The organism is Verrucomicrobiales bacterium, assembly GCA_016793885.1.
In the GTDB taxonomy this organism is placed as follows: Bacteria; Verrucomicrobiota; Verrucomicrobiia; order Limisphaerales; family UBA11320; genus UBA11320.
Map to the genome: position 1 here is coordinate 1 of JAEUHE010000184.1, position 18,776 is coordinate 18,776.

11 protein-coding genes are annotated in these 18,776 nt (G+C 58.3%); 9 read left to right on the top strand and 2 right to left on the bottom strand.

Annotation, left to right across the window (positions count from 1 at the left end; translation table 11 throughout):
* The first annotated feature begins 227 nt into the window (after nt 1–227).
* From JNN07_21740 to JNN07_21780, 9 genes are all read left to right on the top strand, one after another.
* Nucleotides 228–572, top strand: coding sequence for a hypothetical protein (locus JNN07_21740; protein MBL9170373.1), 345 nt, complete (start codon nt 228–230; stop codon nt 570–572).
* Nucleotides 573–715: 143 nt separating this feature from the next.
* Complete coding sequence (locus JNN07_21745; GenBank protein MBL9170374.1) at nt 716–1,204, top strand: hypothetical protein; 489 nt, start codon at nt 716–718, stop codon at nt 1,202–1,204.
* A 2,721-nt stretch (nt 1,205–3,925) separates the two neighbouring features.
* Entirely contained in the window at nt 3,926–4,402 is a 477-nt protein-coding gene (locus JNN07_21750) for a redoxin domain-containing protein (protein MBL9170375.1), read from the top strand.
* A 103-nt stretch (nt 4,403–4,505) separates the two neighbouring features.
* The gene (locus JNN07_21755; GenBank protein MBL9170376.1) at nt 4,506–5,876 is read left to right on the top strand and encodes a dipeptidase; all 1,371 of its coding nucleotides are present in this window, start codon (nt 4,506–4,508) and stop codon (nt 5,874–5,876) included.
* A 243-nt stretch (nt 5,877–6,119) separates the two neighbouring features.
* Nucleotides 6,120–7,241, top strand: coding sequence for a hypothetical protein (locus tag JNN07_21760; protein ID MBL9170377.1), 1,122 nt, complete (start codon nt 6,120–6,122; stop codon nt 7,239–7,241).
* 217 nt (nt 7,242–7,458) lie between these two features.
* Nucleotides 7,459–8,019, top strand: coding sequence for a YqgE/AlgH family protein (locus JNN07_21765; GenBank protein ID MBL9170378.1), 561 nt, complete (start codon nt 7,459–7,461; stop codon nt 8,017–8,019).
* Nucleotides 8,020–8,237: 218 nt separating this feature from the next.
* The gene (gltB, locus tag JNN07_21770) at nt 8,238–12,851 is read left to right on the top strand and encodes a glutamate synthase large subunit (GenBank protein MBL9170379.1); all 4,614 of its coding nucleotides are present in this window, start codon (nt 8,238–8,240) and stop codon (nt 12,849–12,851) included.
* Between the two features lie 49 nt (nt 12,852–12,900).
* Nucleotides 12,901–14,385, top strand: coding sequence for a glutamate synthase subunit beta (locus tag JNN07_21775; protein ID MBL9170380.1), 1,485 nt, complete (start codon nt 12,901–12,903; stop codon nt 14,383–14,385).
* Between the two features lie 72 nt (nt 14,386–14,457).
* Nucleotides 14,458–14,643: a hypothetical protein gene (locus JNN07_21780; protein ID MBL9170381.1), complete on the top strand. Its 186-nt coding sequence runs from the start codon at nt 14,458–14,460 to the stop codon at nt 14,641–14,643.
* Between the two features lie 328 nt (nt 14,644–14,971).
* On the opposite strand, the gene JNN07_21785 is transcribed toward JNN07_21780, so the two are convergent.
* Nucleotides 14,972–16,240, bottom strand: a complete 1,269-nt coding sequence (locus JNN07_21785) for a DUF3472 domain-containing protein (protein MBL9170382.1) — start codon at nt 16,238–16,240, stop codon at nt 14,972–14,974.
* Nucleotides 16,241–16,420: 180 nt separating this feature from the next.
* Nucleotides 16,421–18,157, bottom strand: coding sequence for a pre-peptidase C-terminal domain-containing protein (locus tag JNN07_21790; protein MBL9170383.1), 1,737 nt, complete (start codon nt 18,155–18,157; stop codon nt 16,421–16,423).
* Between the last annotated feature and the right edge of the window lie 619 nt (nt 18,158–18,776).

Sequence of the window (18,776 nt, forward strand, 5' to 3'; positions counted from 1 at the left end):
GGGCTACGCGGGCCTTGAATTCGGGTTCGTGTCTTTTCCGTTTGGCTTTCATTATGTGTCGCTGTGGTTTGGGTTTAACACCCACACCCTTCAGCCACAATCATAGCTTAACCCCTGGCCCGGTTTTCGGGGTCCGCCTCATGGCTAGCGCTCTTGGATACGCCATGGGGCTTGTACTAAGTTTCATATTCCACTACCTTCGTATCGATTCGTTCGTGTTTAATGAGATGGATCGCCTACGCGAATATTTGCGGGGAACTTATGACCAAGAGGCTCTCTTTTATGGTGTAACCATCGCTCTGTATGCCACAGAACTGCTTGCACCGTTTTATTATTCGTTGCGCCATTTGTCTGATCATTCTACTGTGAAAGGCTATCGGCATTTCTGGATTGTCCCCGCCTGCATAGGCTCCCTATTTCTTTTTGATGCCATTGCACGTGACCGTTTGCCTGGGGACAATACTTTCACGTATCTTGCTTTGCCCTCCATTCATTGGCTCGTAGGGTTGTACTTTTTCCTACTTCAGCACAATGGCCGTAACCGTCCGGCGAAGCCGTCTTACGTCGAGTGAGGCTGGGCGTTCTCACGCATTGGGAAAGATCGAGAGTTTCAGAAAGATTACGCATCCGCACGGAAACAACGAACCGAAACCGAGCAATGAAGCCTCAATATCAGAACTAAGAAATCTGACCCCAGCAGCAGCTCCAGAAGCCTATGCCAACCACCGCTCGCCATTTCGTCTTTGTGTTCCGCGCGTGTAATGCAATCTCCCCTCTGCTGGCGTTGTGGTTCTGTGGGTGCGCAGTTCTTTTTGGAGAGAAACATTCGCTGGTGACTACCGTGCAAGCGCAATCATCATCGCCTGCGCGCTTCAAAGCGACCTTGTCGATGTCAACGCGCTACGTTGAGTTCAATGGCTTCCAGGTTCATCCCGGCAAACAGCGATTACGAATTACTGTCATCAATCGTGGACGGTCCGCCTTCGTGATAAAACATGGAGACCAGAATTATGCGCCGGTGACTCCAGGTATTCCGATCGAAATCTACAGTGCTGAACTCCCCAATTCGACTAACTCGCTCCGCTTCCCGCTTTCCGGAGTTCAGAATCGAACTCCTTGCGAGTTCCAGGTGGAGGTTTCAAACCCTACGCAGTTTCGCGACGCTATCAAGGTTTACGTGTTCGATTCGTCAGCCCCAATGTGAGCCGCAGGCAACCGATTTCTGACCAAAAGGTGCGAAGGAATCTAGCACCGCCCAGGCCACGCCGGAGTTGGTCGGCCACCCGCGCCCGTGCCTCCACTGCGAGGGTTCCAAGGTTTGATCACGGCTATCACGGCTCGGCAGGGAGCGTCCTGGGGTCGGACCACAGCAAATGGCTCTGTGTTCCGCGGCGCTTGTTGGCGGTAATCATAGCCAATGAGATGTTGGACTGGGATTTCGCTGATGGCACTTTCTATGATGGGCTTAAAGGGGGAGGGGTTGGGTATGCGCAGATAAGTATCGATACAGCAATCTCGGAAGACGTGAGCGGGATACCTTACTCTTGGCCGACGATTTCAATGCTATCGGAGAATCCGAGACGAGAATGGCGTGAGCTCATTTTCTCAAAACTGCGGGACGAGCAGGGCGGTGTCGATGTTGCCGCTCGTTTGTTGAGGAAAAAGTTGAATACTCTGTGCCAAAGAACGACCGATGGGACCCTAGGAAGTGGGGTCTTACGTTCAGAGCTTTACACTGGTTGCAACAGTGCTGTGCTTTGCTGCTCCGGTTTGCTTCATGACTGCTCGGGATTGTACGATTTTAGACCTCCCGAATGCTTGGCACGAATCATGGGCGCCTACTGGAACAGTAAAAACATTTTCAGTGCGAGGGATCCTTTGGCCGACGCTCCGGGCCATTGGCCCGACCCTTTTAATAATGGGTGGTGGGCTGGTCACTGGTCAGCCTATCAGGATAAGCTGGTGAAATGAACGCCCGTGGTCATTGGACGTCGATCCCGATGGTCGTCTTCCTCCTAGTTCTTTTCTATGTGGCAGCGCCATTTACTGCCGGGTTGTTTGGTATAGGGGATAAGCGAGGTCCGCGGTTCTTTCCTGAAGGATTCCATGCCATTTTGTATACTGTCGGCTATGCATTTACCCACGACACCAAGCCCAGGATATCCCGTAATGAACGGCCTTGGATGTATGGTGGAGCAGAGAATTTGAGCTTCAATGTTCTATTAGCGCAAAGGACTGAGCCCATTCTTAGGTGCATCGGGGGAGCTGAGCTGGAGCGATACTCAGATGCTTTCACTCTTGGAACGACATCCCTACCAGTCCGAGAGCTTCAGTCTGGGGAGTGGCACCCTGGATTTGGCACAAACGGCGTAATTGCTGTAAAAGTCTCAAGCAATGGACTGGCGATCACCCTGTTGAAGACTTCAGGCTTTCGGGGTGACTTGTTGATTCTCAGTCCACAGGCGGTTAGTAACCTCACCGAGAGCATCGCCCGAGACCGATCCTTTCAGTGGCGAAGCCGGAGGATTTGGACGCACAAGGTGAGAGATGGAGGTTGAGTTCTGCCAAGGCCTTAGCGTGCACTGGAGACGCACATCTTAGAGATGTAATGGAGCCCAAAGTTCGGACCAGTTAGCGAAAACCATCAGATCTTTTCGTTCCGATATCGATGGGCCATCGGGGTCGCATCTCTTAGTTCTGATATTGAAGGGATTTAGGAGGGGTAAGGCTGCGTCGCTTCGATGCCAAAGCCTCTGTCGACCCAGCGGGCGACTTCCTCCATGAAGTTGCCCGTGAGCGAGACGAGTGAGCCGGGCAACCTGCGTTGAGCAGACTGTCTGTTCCCCTCGTCTTCGCTCTGAGAGCCGGTTTTTCCCATCGAAGGCTGTCGGCGAGATGTCCGGGTATGTCACTATCTGCGACGGGGAGGGAGCGTGTAGGGTGGCCCGGATGAAAACAGGCGATGCAGGAACGGAAGAGGCAAGCCGACGTAGTCAGGAAACTCTGCGGCGCTCCTTAAGCATCTTGGGCGTTGCTTTCAGCCGGTGCTGTGTAGGTTCCTACTCGTGAACGGAGTTGGGCTTTTTCCTCTTTTAGCCGCTGCTGAGCGTCGGCAGGTCGGCCGCTTTGTTCGTCGCACCGGGCAGCTTGTCCGGCGTAGCTCGAAGCGCGAAGTCGGAACCTCCCCCTACAAAACTCGCGTCTGGGGTTTTCGTCAGTCGCCATCGGGTCGCTTGTCACGCCGCCGCCGTCGTGACCGCGCAATCGCAACGGGTTCTGCTCGGTGTGCCTACAAAACCGCATCGGGTCTGGGTAAATGGCCAAATAGGGACCCGCTGGGGGAGGAAGGCGGGGTCAACCCGTATGGCTACGTGGGAGACGGGGGGTTCCTTCAAAAGCATGGCGCAGCTTGCCAGCCGGCACCGCCGACCGTTTGCCGCTGCCTTCTGCGAGCAGTCGAGCTGATAGATTTGGATATGCAGTGTTGGAGCGAACCGGATTGGATGGTTGTTGCGTGAAGGAAAAGCGGTGTCGGTGCCACCGCGGTCCATAGAACTCGCTAAGCCCACCGACGGTGGTTTGTCACGTTTCCCTCACCCCTGACGCCTTAGCTCTCTCCACTCACGCCACCCTGGGCTCCCTGAAGGTTGCACCCAACCCATGACCAACTCGATGAACGTACGTTCATCGAGTTGGTCATGGGTTGGGTTGGGGAGGGAATCAGAGGGATGTAATGGCGATCGAGTGTTGTACTTCCGCGCGGGTTTCCACTCGGGGTCGGACCGCAGCAATGGGTGACCCCAATGCCCCTTCGCGTTTGGAGCCCGCGCGCGCCTGAGTGATTCGATTGACACCTCCCGGTTCTGCTTCTATATCTCCGGGCATTAATTGACGGATCAACCAAACTCAACCGAAGCTGAATATTATGGCTATCTCTGTTGGCTCCAAAGCCCCTGATTTCAATCTTAAGTCGAAGAACAAGGATGGATTGGTCGATGTGAAGCTCAGCGACAATTTTGGCAAGAAGAACACGGTGTTGCTGTTCTTTCCCTTGGCTTTCACGGGTGTCTGCACCACGGAACTGTGCGATATCACCAGCGGCCTGAATACATATGCTTCGCTCAATGCCGACGTGATCGGCATCAGCGTGGACAGCCCGTTTGCTCAGGAAGCCTGGGCGCAGAAGGAAAAGATCGGTGTCCGCTTGGTAAGCGATCTTAACAAGGCCACCACCAAGGCCTACGGAGTGGAGTTTCCCATGCTCGCCGGCGTCGGTGACACCTCGGCGCGCGCCGCTTTCGTCATCGATAAAAATGGCGTGATTCAATACAGCGAACAGACCCCGACCCCGAAGGACCTTCCCAACTTCGCGAAGGTCACTGAGGTTCTGGCGAAGCTCTAACCGGCGGCCCGATCCTGAATCCCGCTGTTCGTGATCTCTTCGAGGCCGGGGCGTTCGCCCTGGCCTCGTTTCGTTTAAAAGCCTCCCGCTCCGCTCCGCTGCTATGAAGCAAGTTCTCCAATATCTCAAGGCCAACGAGGGCCGGTTTATCGACGAGTTGTGCCAGTATGTGCGGTTCCCCAGCGTTTCCGCGCAGTCCAAGCACGCCAAGGACCTGGCGAAGTGTGCGAGTTGGTTGACCGCCCACTGCCGCGACTTGGGATTGGAGGCGAAACTCTATCCAACCGACGGCAACCCGATCCTGGTCGCCCGCACCCCCCAACGGCCCGGCCCGGCCCGCCCCCGGTTCTTGGTCTATGGGCACTATGATGTGCAGCCTCCCGAACCGCTGGACCTCTGGAAGACGCCACCGTTCGAGCCGACGCAAGTGGGACGCCAATTGTTCGGACGCGGAGCCAGCGACAACAAGGGCCAGAATCTGGCTCACCTCAAGGCCGTCGAAGCCTATCTCCGCACCGGAACCGACTTGCCGTGTGATCTGATCTTTGTCATCGAAGGCGAAGAGGAGGTTGGCTCCAAGAGCTTAGGAGGCTTCCTGCAGAAGCATCGACGCGAACTGGCCTGTGATGCTGTGGTGATTTCCGATACAGGGATCCCGAGTCTTCGCCACCCGGCGCTCACTTATGGATTGCGGGGCATTGCCGCGCTGGAAATTCGCGTCGAGGGGCCGTCTCGGGATCTGCACTCGGGAATCTATGGCGGTTCTCTGGACAATCCGGCCTTGGTGTTGAGCCAGCTGCTGGCCCAGATGCGGGATCGGCGCGGACGAGTCACTATCCCGGGCTTTTATGCGGACGTGCGGCCGCTTTCGACCTATGAGCGGAAGCAGCTGGCGCGGCTTCCGTTCAACGCGACGGCGTACCGCAAATTCCTCGGAGTCGAGGCGTTGAATGGAGAGCAGGGCTTTACCCCGATTGAACAGCGCAGTGCCCGTCCCACCTTCGAGATCAACGGACTGACCAGCGGATACCAGGGCCAGGGCAGCAAGACGATCGTTCCAGCGTGGGCCAGCGCGAAAATCACCATGCGGCTGGTGCCGGGGCAGGAGCCCAAGAAGATCCTCAAAGCGGCCAAGGCGCACCTGCAGAAGCTGTGTCCCCCCACAGTTCGCCTCCGGGTCGACGAGGGACATTGCGGAGATCCTTATCTGGTATCTCCCGACAGCGAACTCGCGCGCGCTGGCTTGCGCGCGCTCAAAGGCGCTTTCGGTCATGAGCCTTTGCTCATGCGCGAGGGCGGCTCTATTCCCATCGTGAATGATTTCAAGCGCATCCTGGGGGCCGACACCCTGCTGCTAGGATTGGCGTTGCCCGATGACAATCTTCACTCACCCAACGAAAAGTTCGACCTGGACTGCTTCGCCGCCGGGTCCCGCATGGGAGCGTTGCTTTGGAAGGAACTCGCGGGCCGTTGATCAACTGATTGCCAGAGGAGTGATGAGTGACGAGTGGCGAGTGGCGAGTGGCGAGTGGCGAGTGAGGAGTGAGGAGTGAGGAGTGAGGAGTGAGGAGTGACGTAGCAAACGGTCATCGCAACTCATCACTCATCACTCATCACAACTCCGGAGCACCGTCCCCGGGAGAGTGGCGTTACAGAAGGAGACTGAATTCCTGGTGGTTCTGGCCGATATGGAAGAAGGCGGTAGATCCATGTGACCATGAAAGGTTGGCCGGTTTATGTCTGGGGGGTGCTTTTCTCCCTGGTTTTGACCCTGATTCCGAGTGCGCTTCTAGCGGACTCGGGCTCGTTTTGTGCCATTTGCGGGGAAAGGTCCTTCGGGGACATGTACTTTATGAAGGACAAGGTTCGTTCTTCGAAAGTCGTTGTTTGCGAACGGTGTGCCAAGCTGCCGCAACGGTGTTCCAGTTGTGGTTTGCCAGTTTTTGTGGGGGGGAAGGTTCTCTCGGACAACCGCTCCCTCTGCGCAGTCGACATGCCCCTGGCCGTGCTGGACCAGGACGTGGCGGTGGCGATCTATGAGGACGTGAAGCGCGACTTGTTTTCCCTGATGAACGGGTTGGGAGTGCTGCCGGATCGGAACATTACCGTCCGACTCGTCGATCAGCGGCAGCTGGCTCGAGTTTTCGCCGGCATTCCCACGGCTCATCCCGACGCCTCACTGCAAGGAGTCACCCGCACGCGACGGTTTTCCAAAGAGGGGCTTGAGCATGAGATTTTTCTGTGTCTTGGACTTCCGCGCAACCGGTTGGCAGCCGTCGCCGCCCACGAGTACGCGCACGCTTGGGTGCATGAGAATGTTCCGGTTGAACGAGTTTTGGATCGCGATACGGTGGAAGCATTCTGTGAGTTGGCCGCGTTTGAGGTGATGCGTCAGCGGGGGGATCAGGTGGAGATGGGGATGATTCGCGAGAACACCTATACGCGGGGCAAGATTGACGTGTTGCTGAAGGCTTCAGCGGACTACCAGTTTCATCGAGTGGCACAATGGATGAAGGCGGGGACGGACGAAACCTTGGAGCGGGAGCGGATGCATCGGGTTACCAGCTTGAAGCCATCGGACGCTCCCAGCTTCGGCTATCTGGCCGTGGTGCAGGCGCGGGTTCCTGAGATCTTGGTCCTGAAGGGGCTTTCTGGCACCCCGCCCAAGCAGTTCGCTCTGATCAACGACGCCACTCTCCGCGTCGGTGAGGAGGCCCGCGTTCGGGTGGCTCAGACCAATGTTTTGGTGCGGTGTGTGGAAATCCGCGAGCAGTCCGTCACGGTTCGCATCAATGGCGCTTCCGAGGTCACCGAGCTGCGGCTTCGAGATCGCGACTAGCAGCCTCTCGGCGAGTCAGGGGCCGGGGAATTGCCCTTCCTTCAGATCTTTCGCCAGCCTTTTCCGGGAATGAATTCCCTGCTTCCGCCGGATTTGCATCCAGAACAGACCATACTCACGGTGAACAGGACCAGAACGAGATAGATGCACTTGCGCATGCGGACAGTCTAAAGACAGTTGTCAGCGGCGCAAGCTTGGCACACATTCAGGGCCAGCGATGGCTCGTCAACCCAAGTCACTGAAAGGTTCATTGCTTCTCGACGGAGGCAATCTGCATGGTTCCCTCTTTCGCCGGAGCGTCGTCTTGATCTGTCAGCATGATCCCGAGGGGGCCTTTGGGCTTATTCTCAACAAATCCACCGGTGCCCGGCTCGGCGAGGTGTTACCCGGCAACCTGCCCGACAGCCTCAAATCCCAGCCCCTTTTCAGCGGGGGTCCCGTTCAGCCTCAATCGCTTAGCTACCTTCACAGCGATCTTCAGCTCCTCAAGCCCAATGTGATGAAGAATCTTAATGTTGGGCATAGTCTGGAAGACTTGGTGGAAATCGCCGAAACCAATTCGCTCACCCAGCGGCTTTTGGTCTTTGCGGGGTATGCGGGCTGGGATGCGGGTCAACTGGACGATGAGATGCGCCGGGAGGCCTGGCTTACCCATCCGGCCAGCCTCGACCTGATCTTTTCGCCGGCACCAGAAACATTGTGGAATCGGGTGGTGAGCAAGAAAGGATGGCGCTATCGCCTCATGGCGGAGGGCCCGGAAGACCTCTCCTCGAACTGATTTTCACAAACAACGCTTGCACAGGCAGCTGGGCGTTGTAAAAAATTGCCGGATTTGAGTTTATAAGTAGAACTGCTAAAGAGCGTTTCTAGTTCGAGTGATAGTAGATAAACACAAGAGAGCCCGGCTGGAAGACCGAGGAACGAGTCGACAGAGTTCGACCCAGGTTTGGCCGGCGTGGTTTTAATGGCAGTGTGGCAGACGTGCAGCGATCGAATATGAATGTAGACCGATTAACCGGGTTGCCGCCCAAGCAGGGCATGTATGATCCTCAGTTCGAACATGACGCTTGCGGCGTGGGGTTCGTGGCGAACGTCAAGGGGCAGAAGTCCCACGAGATCATCCAGCAGGGGCTGCAGATTCTCTTGAATCTGGATCATCGTGGCGCTTGTGGCTGCGAAGCGAACACGGGGGACGGCGCCGGAATCTTGATCCAGACGCCGCATGCGTTTTTGAAGAAGGCCGCGGCGGAGGCCAAGATTGCGCTGCCCGAATTCGGCCAGTATGGCGTGGGCATGATTTTTCTCCCATCCGACGCCTCCGATCGTGCTCGCTGCGAGGCGATCATCGAGAAGATCGTGGCGGAGGAAGGCCAAACGCTTTTGGGTTGGCGGACCGTGCCGACGGACAATTCATCCCTGGGTGAGTCCGCCAAGGCGTCCCAGCCCTGTGTGCGGCAGTTGTTTGTCGGCCGCAACGCTTCGATCAAGGATCCGCTGGCGTTCGAGCGGAAGCTCTACGTCATCCGCAAGCGCGCGGAGAATGCGCTGCGCTACGCGGAGAACCGTCCGCCGGGCGGCGAATGGTTCTATGTGTGCAGCCTGTCTTACCGCACCATGGTGTACAAGGGCATGCTGATGCCCGTTCAGGTCGATTTGTTTTTTCCGGAGCTGCGGGATCCGAGCATGGTCTCGGCCCTGGCGCTGGTTCATTCCCGTTTCAGCACCAACACGTTTCCGAGTTGGGGACGAAGCCATCCTTACCGCTTCGTCGCGCATAACGGCGAGATCAATACCCTGCGGGGGAACGTCAACTGGATGGATGCTCGCGAGGAACTCCTGGCCAGCGACCTCTTTGGAGATGACATCAAGAAGATCCTGCCCATCGTGAATCGGGATGGCAGCGACTCGGCGATGTTCGACAACACTCTGGAATTGCTGGTGCTGGGCGGACGTTCGCTGGCCCACGCGATGATGATGATGATTCCGGAGCCGTGGTCGAATCATGAGAGCATGAGTCCGGAGAAGAAGGCCTTCTACGAGTACCATAGCTGCTTGATGGAGCCGTGGGATGGACCGGCTTCGGTGGCGTTCACGGATGGAACCGTGATCGGCGCCTGCCTCGATCGTAATGGGCTGCGTCCGTCGCGCTTCTACGTCACCAAAGACGACCTTGTGGTGATGGCCTCCGAGGTCGGCGTGCTCGATATCGCGCCCGAAAGAATTCTGAGCAAGGGTCGCCTGCAGCCCGGACGCATGTTCCTGATCGACACCGAACAGGGGCGCATCATCTCCGATGAGGAGCTTAAGCAGTCCATCGTCACTCAGAAGCCCTATCGTCAGTGGCTCGACGACAACCTTCTGAAGCTCGCCAATGTGCCGGATGCTCCGCACAAGGCGGAGCCAAGCCACGAATCGGTGCTGCAGCGGCAGCAGGCCTTCGGCTACACATTTGAGGACCTGCGTATTCTCATGGTCCCGATGGCGCGGGATGGTGTGGAAGCGATCGGCTCGATGGGTACGGATACGCCGTTGGCCGTTCTGTCGGACAAGCCGCAGTCGCTGTTCAACTATTTCAAGCAGCTTTTCGCCCAGGTGACCAATCCTCCGATCGATTGCATTCGCGAGGAGATCATCACCGCCGTGGGAACGACTTTGGGCACCGAGCAGAACCTGCTCACCCCGATTCCCGCCAGCTGTCATCTGATCGAGTTGATGTCCCCCATCCTCACGAATGAGGAGCTGGAGAAGCTGCGGCACATCGATCAGCCGGGCTTCAAGTCGATCACCCTTCCTATTTTGTTTCCGGCGAAGTCCGGGCAAGCGGGGATGGAGAAAGCGATCGAGGACCTCTGTGTCAGCGCGACTGCTGCGATCAAGGCAGGCATCAACATCTTGATTCTATCGGATCGCGGGATCAGCAAGGACATGGCTCCGATCCCATCGCTCCTGGCGGTGTCGGGGCTGCATCACCACCTGATTCGTGAAGGCACCCGCACACTGGTCGGGCTGGTTCTGGAGTCGGGTGAGCCGCGTGAAGTTCACCACTTCTCCTTGTTGATCGGTTACGGCTGCGGTGCCATCAACCCTTACCTGGCCTTTGATACCCTGGATGACATGATCCACGAGGGAATGCTGCCGGGCTTGGATCACAAGACCGCCTGCAAGAATTTCGTGAAGGCCGGGGTCAAGGGGGTTGTGAAGGTGACCTCCAAGATGGGCATCTCCACGATTCAAAGTTACCGTGGTGCGCAGATTTTCGAAGCGGTCGGCCTCCAGTCGGGTTTGGTTAAGAAGTACTTCACGGGTACCCCCACTCGGATTGAAGGGGTGGGAATGGATGTCATCGCGGAGGAAGTGCTGATGAGGCATCGGGTGGCGTTTCCGAATCGGCCGACCGCCGCTCACACGTTGGAGGTGGGTGGTCAGTATCAGTGGCGTGCCGAAGGAGAGTTGCATCTCTTCAGCCCTCAGACCGTGCACAAGCTTCAGAAGGCGGTGCGTCTGGGCGACTACAAGACCTTTAAGGAGTATTCCTCCTTGGTCAATGACCAGCACAAGCAGCATTACACGCTGCGTGGTTTGCTCGACTTCAAGCCAGCCACTGCCATTCCTTTGGAAGAGGTCGAGTCGATTGACTCGATTCTCAAGCGCTTCAAGACGGGAGCGATGTCGTATGGCTCCATCAGCTCGGAAGCTCACGAGAGCTTGGCGATCGCGATGAATCGGATCGGCGGCAAGAGCAATACCGGCGAGGGTGGAGAGGATCCTGAGCGGTTCACTTGGACCAACGAGCGGGGGGATTCCAAGAACAGTGCGATCAAGCAGGTGGCTTCCGGACGATTTGGCGTCACCAGCCTGTATCTCACCAACGCGCGGGAGCTGCAGATCAAGATGGCGCAGGGGGCGAAGCCGGGTGAAGGCGGGCAGTTGCCGGGCACCAAGGTTTATCCCTGGATCGCCAAGGTTCGGATGTCGACCCCAGGCGTGGGGCTGATCTCCCCGCCTCCGCACCATGACATTTACTCGATCGAGGATTTGGCGGAACTGATTCACGACCTAAAGAACTCGAATCGCGCCGCGCGGATCAGTGTGAAGCTGGTTTCGGAAGTGGGTGTGGGCACCATTGCCGCGGGCGTGGCCAAGGCCCATGCCGACGTCGTGCTGATCAGCGGCTACGATGGCGGAACGGGGGCATCTCCCCAGACCAGCATCAAGCATGCGGGCATTCCGTGGGAGCTAGGTTTGGCGGAAACGCATCAGACGCTGGTGCTCAACAATCTCCGCAGCCGTATCGCGGTGGAGACGGACGGCCAGCTCAAGACCGGCCGGGATGTGGTGATCGCGGCCATGCTCGGCGCGGAAGAGTTCGGGTTTGCGACTGGTCCTTTGGTGGCGCTGGGCTGCATTATGATGCGGGTCTGTCATCTTAACACCTGCCCGGTGGGCGTCGCCACTCAGGATCCGGAGCTGCGCAAGCGCTTCACCGGAGATCCCGAGCACGCGGTAAACTTCATGAAGTTCATCGCTGCTGAGGTTCGTGAGCTCATGGCTCAGCTAGGCTTCCGCAAGCTCACCGACTTGGTTGGTCGGACCGATCTTTTGGAAGCCCGCCGCGCGGTCGATCACTGGAAGGCCAAGGGCCTCGATTTCTCCAGCATTCTCTATCGGCCGCCGCTGGGACCTGATATCGGGCGTTTCGCTCAGATGGAGCAGGATCATGGGCTCGACAAGTCCCTGGATTTGACCGTGTTGCTCGACCTCTGCCAGCCGGCCATCGAACGCAAGGAGAAGGTCGTCATCAATCTTCCCATCCGGAACGTCAACCGGGTGGTGGGCACGATTGTGGGCAATGAGGTGACCAAGCGGCATGCCGTCGAGGGGTTGCCCGAGGATACCATCACCGTGAACTTCACCGGCTCGGCCGGGCAGAGCTTTGGAGCGTTCATTCCGAAGGGGATGACACTGCGGCTGGAGGGGGATGCCAATGATTACTTCGGCAAAGGCTTGAGCGGCGGTAAGCTGATTTTGACACCTCCTCCCACCAGCACCTTCGCGGCGGAGGATAATATCATCGTGGGCAACGTAGCCTTCTACGGTGCTACCAGCGGGGAAGCTTATATCCGCGGCATGGCGGGCGAACGGTTCTGTGTTCGGAACAGCGGCGTGGATGCGGTGGTGGAATCCGTGGGGGATCATGGCTGCGAATACATGACCGGCGGCCATGTGGTCGTTCTCGGCAGCACGGGCCGTAACTTTGCCGCGGGAATGTCCGGCGGCATCGCCTACATTCTCGACGAGGTCGGCGATTTCAAGACCCGCTGCAATCTTCAGATGGTGGGCTTGGAGAAGCTCGAGGATGCTGCGGAGATCGAGAAACTGCGGCGCATGATCGAGCTGCACGCCAAGCATACCAAGAGCCAGAAAGCCTTCCGCATTCTGGCCACCTGGGAGGCCAGCTTGCCCAAATTTGTGAAGGTGATGCCCAAGGACTACAAGCGCGTGCTCACGTCGCTGAAGCGGGTCACGGAGGCGGGGCTCTCCGGCGAGCGGGCCATCATGGCCGCGTTCGAGGAGAATTCAAAGGACCAGGCTCGCCTGGGCGGAGGCTAAGCCGCTGGCCGGATTGACGACAACCATTTCAACGACTGACAACTGACTCATGGGCAAACCGACAGGATTCATCGAATACCTCCGCGAACTTCCGGTAGACCGGCCGGCAATGGAGCGGATCGCGGACTGGAACGAATTTCACCTCCACATGAAGGAGGACAAACTCCGAACCCAGGCAGCGCGCTGCATGGACTGTGGAGTGCCCTTCTGCCATACCGGCACGCTGATTAGCGGCATGGCATCCGGGTGTCCGATCAACAACCTCATTCCCGAGTGGAATGACTTGGTGTATCGGGGACTGTGGAAAGAGGCTCTGGAACGTCTCCACAAGACCAACAACTTCCCCGAGTTCACCGGGAGGGTTTGCCCCGCGCCCTGCGAGGGGTCGTGTGTCCTGGGTATCAGCTCACCGCCGGTCACCATCAAGAACATCGAGTGCACCATTATTGACAAAGGGTGGGAGGAAGGATGGGTGATTCCTCAGGCGCCTGAGCGGCGCACCGGCAAGAAGGTTGCGGTGGTGGGATCCGGTCCGGCGGGGTTGAGCGCTGCGGCTCAGCTCAACAAGGCAGGCCACGAAGTGACGGTGTTTGAGCGCGCGGATCGTCCCGGCGGCCTCCTCATGTACGGCATCCCGAACATGAAACTCGATAAGAAAGAGGTCGTGATGCGCCGGCTCAAGCTGATGGAAGCCGAAGGCATCCGGTTTGTCTGCAACACGGAGATCGGAAAGAATTATCCGTCTGAGAAGCTCATGAGCGACTTTGACGCGGTGGTCCTGTGCACCGGGGCGACCAAGCCGCGCGATCTGCCCATCGAGGGGCGGAATCTCAAGGGCATTCATTTCGCGATGGATTTCCTGACCGCCAACACCAAGTCGGTCGTGGGCGGGAAGCCGGGCAGCGACTTCATCTCCGCTCAGGGCAAGGATGTCATTGTCATCGGTGGTGGCGACACCGGCACCGATTGCGTCGGGACCTCCATGCGGCATGGCTGCAAGAGTCTGATTCAGGTCGAGATCTTGCCGAAGCCTCCGATGGATCGTGCCAAGGACAACCCCTGGCCGGAATGGCCCAAGGTCTACAAGCTTGACTACGGCCAGGAAGAAGCCCAGGCAAAGTACGGCGACGATCCCCGTGTCTATTTGACGACCGCCAAGAAATTCATCAGCGACGAGCAGGGTCAGGTGAAGGGTGTTCATTTGGTCCAGATTCGCTGGGACAAGAACGACAAGGGCCAGTTTGTGCCCGTGGAACTGCCGGAGACTGAGAAAGTGGTTCCTGCTCAGCTGGTGCTTCTAGCGATGGGCTTCCTGGGACCGGATCAGCCGCTCTTGGAGTCGCTTAAAGTGGAGCGCGACCCACGCAGCAATGTGAAGGCCGACCATGGGAAGTTCCAGACCAGCATTTCCAAGGTGTTTGCCGCCGGCGATTGTCGTCGTGGGCAGAGCTTGGTGGTGTGGGCTTTCAATGAAGGCCGCGGTGCTGCGCGCGAGTGTGATCGTTGGCTGATGGGCGAAACGAATCTGCCCTGATCCTAGGCTGAGTTATTCACATTCCAAGGCCTCCCCCTGTCGTTGTCCGACCCCCGGGCGCAGTCTGCGCCCATGAATAACGACACGAAGACTCAGATTCTGACGGCCGAGGAACTCATTGCTTCCTTTGGAGAGGCGAGGCTGGTTCGGCGAGATGGTCGGATCTGCCTCCAGGGCGGGTCCATGGCGGATCGCAGCGAGGCGATGGAATGGGCGATGCTCTTTCTTCCCGACGAATCGATCCGGCTCAGGGACTAAGCCTCGACCGGCAAACCCCTGGGCACCATCCCGCTTATCCTAAAAAAGAGAATGGCCCGGCATCGATCTGCTGCAAGGTCTAGGCGGGCATCGGAGTGTTATATCAGTGACCTCCGGTGTTCCGAGGCGTCCCTCTCCATGAACTCTTTCCTCTCCGCGCCCTCCGCGCCTCCGCGAGAGATTCCGGCAGTCCTTCGGAGTCAGGGGAGGGATCTTTCTCGCGGAGGCGCGGAGAACGCGGAGGAGCAACCAGTCGGAGGGAATTCAGCAGAACAGTAGCTTCAGTCGGTTCGGCCACTCGCCCCGCACCAAGAGCCGTCTGTCTTTGCTAGCGGGGCGGGAAGGGAACCTCATGCAGCGGTGGCTTGCCCGTCGCCGGCCGCACGAACTTTTCGCCGAACTTGGTAAACCCGGGAAGGAAGCCGCCGTGGCTGAGGAAAAACTGACCCTCTTCCACTCCCATGAAGCGATCCAGTCGATCGCTCTTGCCGGTGGGATCATGGCTGAAGCTGGCGGTGGTGATCTCGCGCCATTCGCCCGCGTCGGTGCGAATCCACTGATTGCCGTAGCGGGCACGACGAGTGAGGTGTCCGGTGGATCCACCAAAATTCTCGCTAAATGAATAGAGACCGCGCAGCCATTTACCGTCCTTGGGAGCGCGCCACGAGGAGATGAGCATCCATTGCCTCCGATTGGGATGAAAATAGTAGCCGGAGTAGACCGTAAACGTGCCATTCGTGGGCTGGGCGGTTACCAAAAAGCGCTGCGTTTCCCCAGTCTCCCAGCCGTACTTGAGATGGCTGTGTCCGCCGGTGCCTTCGTTGCCGAAGTCTCCGGCGTGGACGCCCTCTCCCTTGCCCAGGAGTTTTACCCGGTTTTCATCATCGACTTTCTGGCGATCGATGGCCTCCTTGCCGCTGTCCCACACGCTGAAGATGATTCGGCGCTCCGTGGGGCTGTTGACCTGCATTCCGAAGTATCCGCGATGCCAACCGCAGGCCATATAGTAGGTGTTGACCGGGTCCAACACGCCGGTCATCTCACAATAGAACGCTGCTACTTGAACATTCGTGGGGGTCGGATAGCTGAGATGGACCGAAGCGGCGTTTCTTCGCGGCTTGAGGTTGAAGTGGGCGTCCTGCATCGGTTTCCCGGTCAGAGTTAACGCCTCGACTTGCGGGAGGGACGGAGAAGCCTCGACGAGGGCCTGGAGACTGAAGCGTTGGTATCCCGTGCTGTTGAGTTGAAAGGTTCCAAAGGGCACCAGCACTTGATTCGTGCCGGCTCCGGTGATGGTGGCTTGGCGAGATTGATCTCCCAGTGACAGCTGAAGGCGGCACACGAGGTTGGACGCATAAGTACAGGTCACTTGGGCTTCGAGGGTGCCGGTCTGGTGGAATCCGCCGAACCATTCAATCTTCTGTCCCGGATCCTTCCACTGGGTAACCCCGCTGCGGGACGACACGCGGGCACCCTCTGGATCAGGCGACACGTAGGCGGTCGAGGCGGGAACGCGCAGGGTGGGGTCGGCCGTCGCTGCGGAGGCGCTGAGCAAGACGAGCAGAGCCAGCGAGGTGAGGCAGAGATGTGAACCCATTCGAGCCAACAGCAAGCGATTCATGTCAATAACATCCAATCACGAACGCGAGGGATAAGCAATTCCGGGTGTGATTATTTCCGGGCGAGGGCGCATTCGCGGCAGCAGAGATGCCCGACTCCGTCGGGTCTTGAAAAGCTGTGAGGGCTACAGCACTCCAAGTTTCCATCCGGCCGCACTTCACCGCTGGAGCAGATAGTAATACCGTTGCGGGTCCGCGAGGTAGGGCAGGTTGGTCACGCTGAGCACGCCCGTGGCATCGAATCGATTGGTGTGCAAGGGAGTCCAGAGGTTTCTGTCCTGCTCCAGACTTGGCGAGGTGAAAAGCACCGCTTCCGCGTTCGGTTGACCGCCGATGGCCGCGACGTTCACATTGGATCCCTGGACCAGCGGTTGGCACAGTTGGAGTTCGTCGCTGAGAATCCCGGTGGCAACGATGCGGTAGGTGCCTGTTCCATCGTAGCCTCCGCTCACGGTGTCCCGTACCACCACAGTATAGATGCCGCCGTTCGTCGCGAAGAGACTCAGCTCGATGGCAGCAGCCCCCACCCGCGACGCCACTGCGACTCCGCCCGGCCCATACAGGTCCAGTTGCGGGTTAAAGTTGTTGACCGTACTCAATCGTTCCAAGCGGAGCGTCAACGCTGCTTCCCGACAGGCGAGGAATTGCCACGTATCAAGATCTCCCCTCTCCATCACCGCTGACACCGCGACGCCGTTGGTGAGCATGCCGCTGTCCTCGCCATCGACCACCCTGCCGGGGATCTTGACGAAGTAAATGCGATAATCGCCCACCTGGTCATACCCTCCGGAACTGCCGTCGGAAAGAAGCACCGTGAAGACGCCGCTGTTGGTCACGACCTGGGCAATTTCCCGGGTTGAATCCAGGCTGCCACTGCCCGTATCGGCAACCAGATCTCCTGCGGCATTGTAGAGTCGCATCCATGGGTTGAAGTTGGCCTCATCCCCGGGACGGGCTGAACGCAGGATCACTCTGTCTCCAGCCTCCGCTGTAAAGGTCCAAGGATCCAAATCGCCGAGAGTGATCCGGCCTCCTCGGTTGTCGCCGCTCGTCAGGATTCCGCCGTCGTCCGCCACCGTTAGGGAACCGGGAAGACGGGCGAACTGCAGTCGATACTCACCTTGGTCGTCGGCCCTGCCCGAGGTGCTATCGGCGATGAGAAGGGTGAAGGTGCCGGTGTTGGTCAACGTCAGGGATATCTCCACCGCAGACACTGCCGTCGCACTCGCCGTGGCCGCCACCACAACACCGGATTGATCATACAGGCGCAACCATGGATTGAAGTTCGGATCTCCGGACAATCGGCCGGAACGCAGCACGATCTTATCACCCCTTTCGCCGGAAAAGGTCCAGAGATCCAGATCGCCGACCTCAATCACTCCATCATGATTGCCGCCATTGGTCATCGGGCCTCCTTCGTCCGCGATCACGGGTGCGCCGGGGAGTCTGAGGAAGTAGAGGCGGTAACTGCCACGGTCATTGTTCTGACCGAATGTTCCGTCACTGATTTGGAGGCTATACGTACCGGTGGCTGGCGCGCTCAGCTCCAACTCGGTCACCGTGTTGGCCGTTCCGCTGGGGTTGCTTTCCACCAGATTGCCGCTGGGATCATAAATACGCAGCCACGGATTGAAATTCGGGTCGCCGCTGACCCTGCCGGCGCGGAGCACCAGGGTGTCGCCCGTGGTTGCGGTAAACGTCCAGGTATTGGTTTCGTGAAGCAGGATGGTGCCGTCGTGGTTTCCGCCGTTGGTGAGTTGCTGGGCTTGGGAGGTGGTGGTACAAGCCCAGATGCTTAGGGCCGCGCACAATGCCAGGATCCATCGGTGACCGGCCGGTATTCGTGGAAAGGGCGTTGTCCAATGTGTGGGGTGCTCACGATGTTGGGTACTCATAACGATGTGGTTGTGCGGTCCTTTTTGGGTCTCCTGGAAGGCAACGAACGGCGGCCGATGCTGTGCTCCGACGGGAGAGTGTACGAAGGATCTTACGATGGACGAATTACAATCTCGTCGGTATGCCCTAGCAAGTCAAAATTCGGTGGGGCGGTGATCGGGGGGCGATTAAATCTGGTTGAGAACTCAGCGGGCTTGCGGAAAAAGCCTCGGCCAGGGAGCGGACTTTCAGCCCTTGTCGGAAGATGCGGATGATGACCTGGGGCTTCGCCGCCAGGCTGGGATGATGCTGGGCCTGTGGCCCGTCGGATCCGAGCACCACAGGTGCGTTCCATACCAGCCTGGCGGCGAAGCCCCAGGTCATCTCGCCACAGTCATCTGAGGGCTGAAAGTCCGATCCAATTCAGCCCAGGCGGTTGCTCACCGGCGCGGCTGATGGAGCTTCTGAGGCGAATGGGTTTGTTGGAGGGTCTGAGGTGGCGTGAAGGAACAGCGGTGTCGTGCCCTAAGCATTACCCACAAGTTCTTCGACCAAATGTTAGAATCCCAAAGGGATTCCGGCTCAAAGCCCAGGGTTGGCGCGACGCAGGAGCGCCTACCCTGGGTTAGTCGTGGTTTT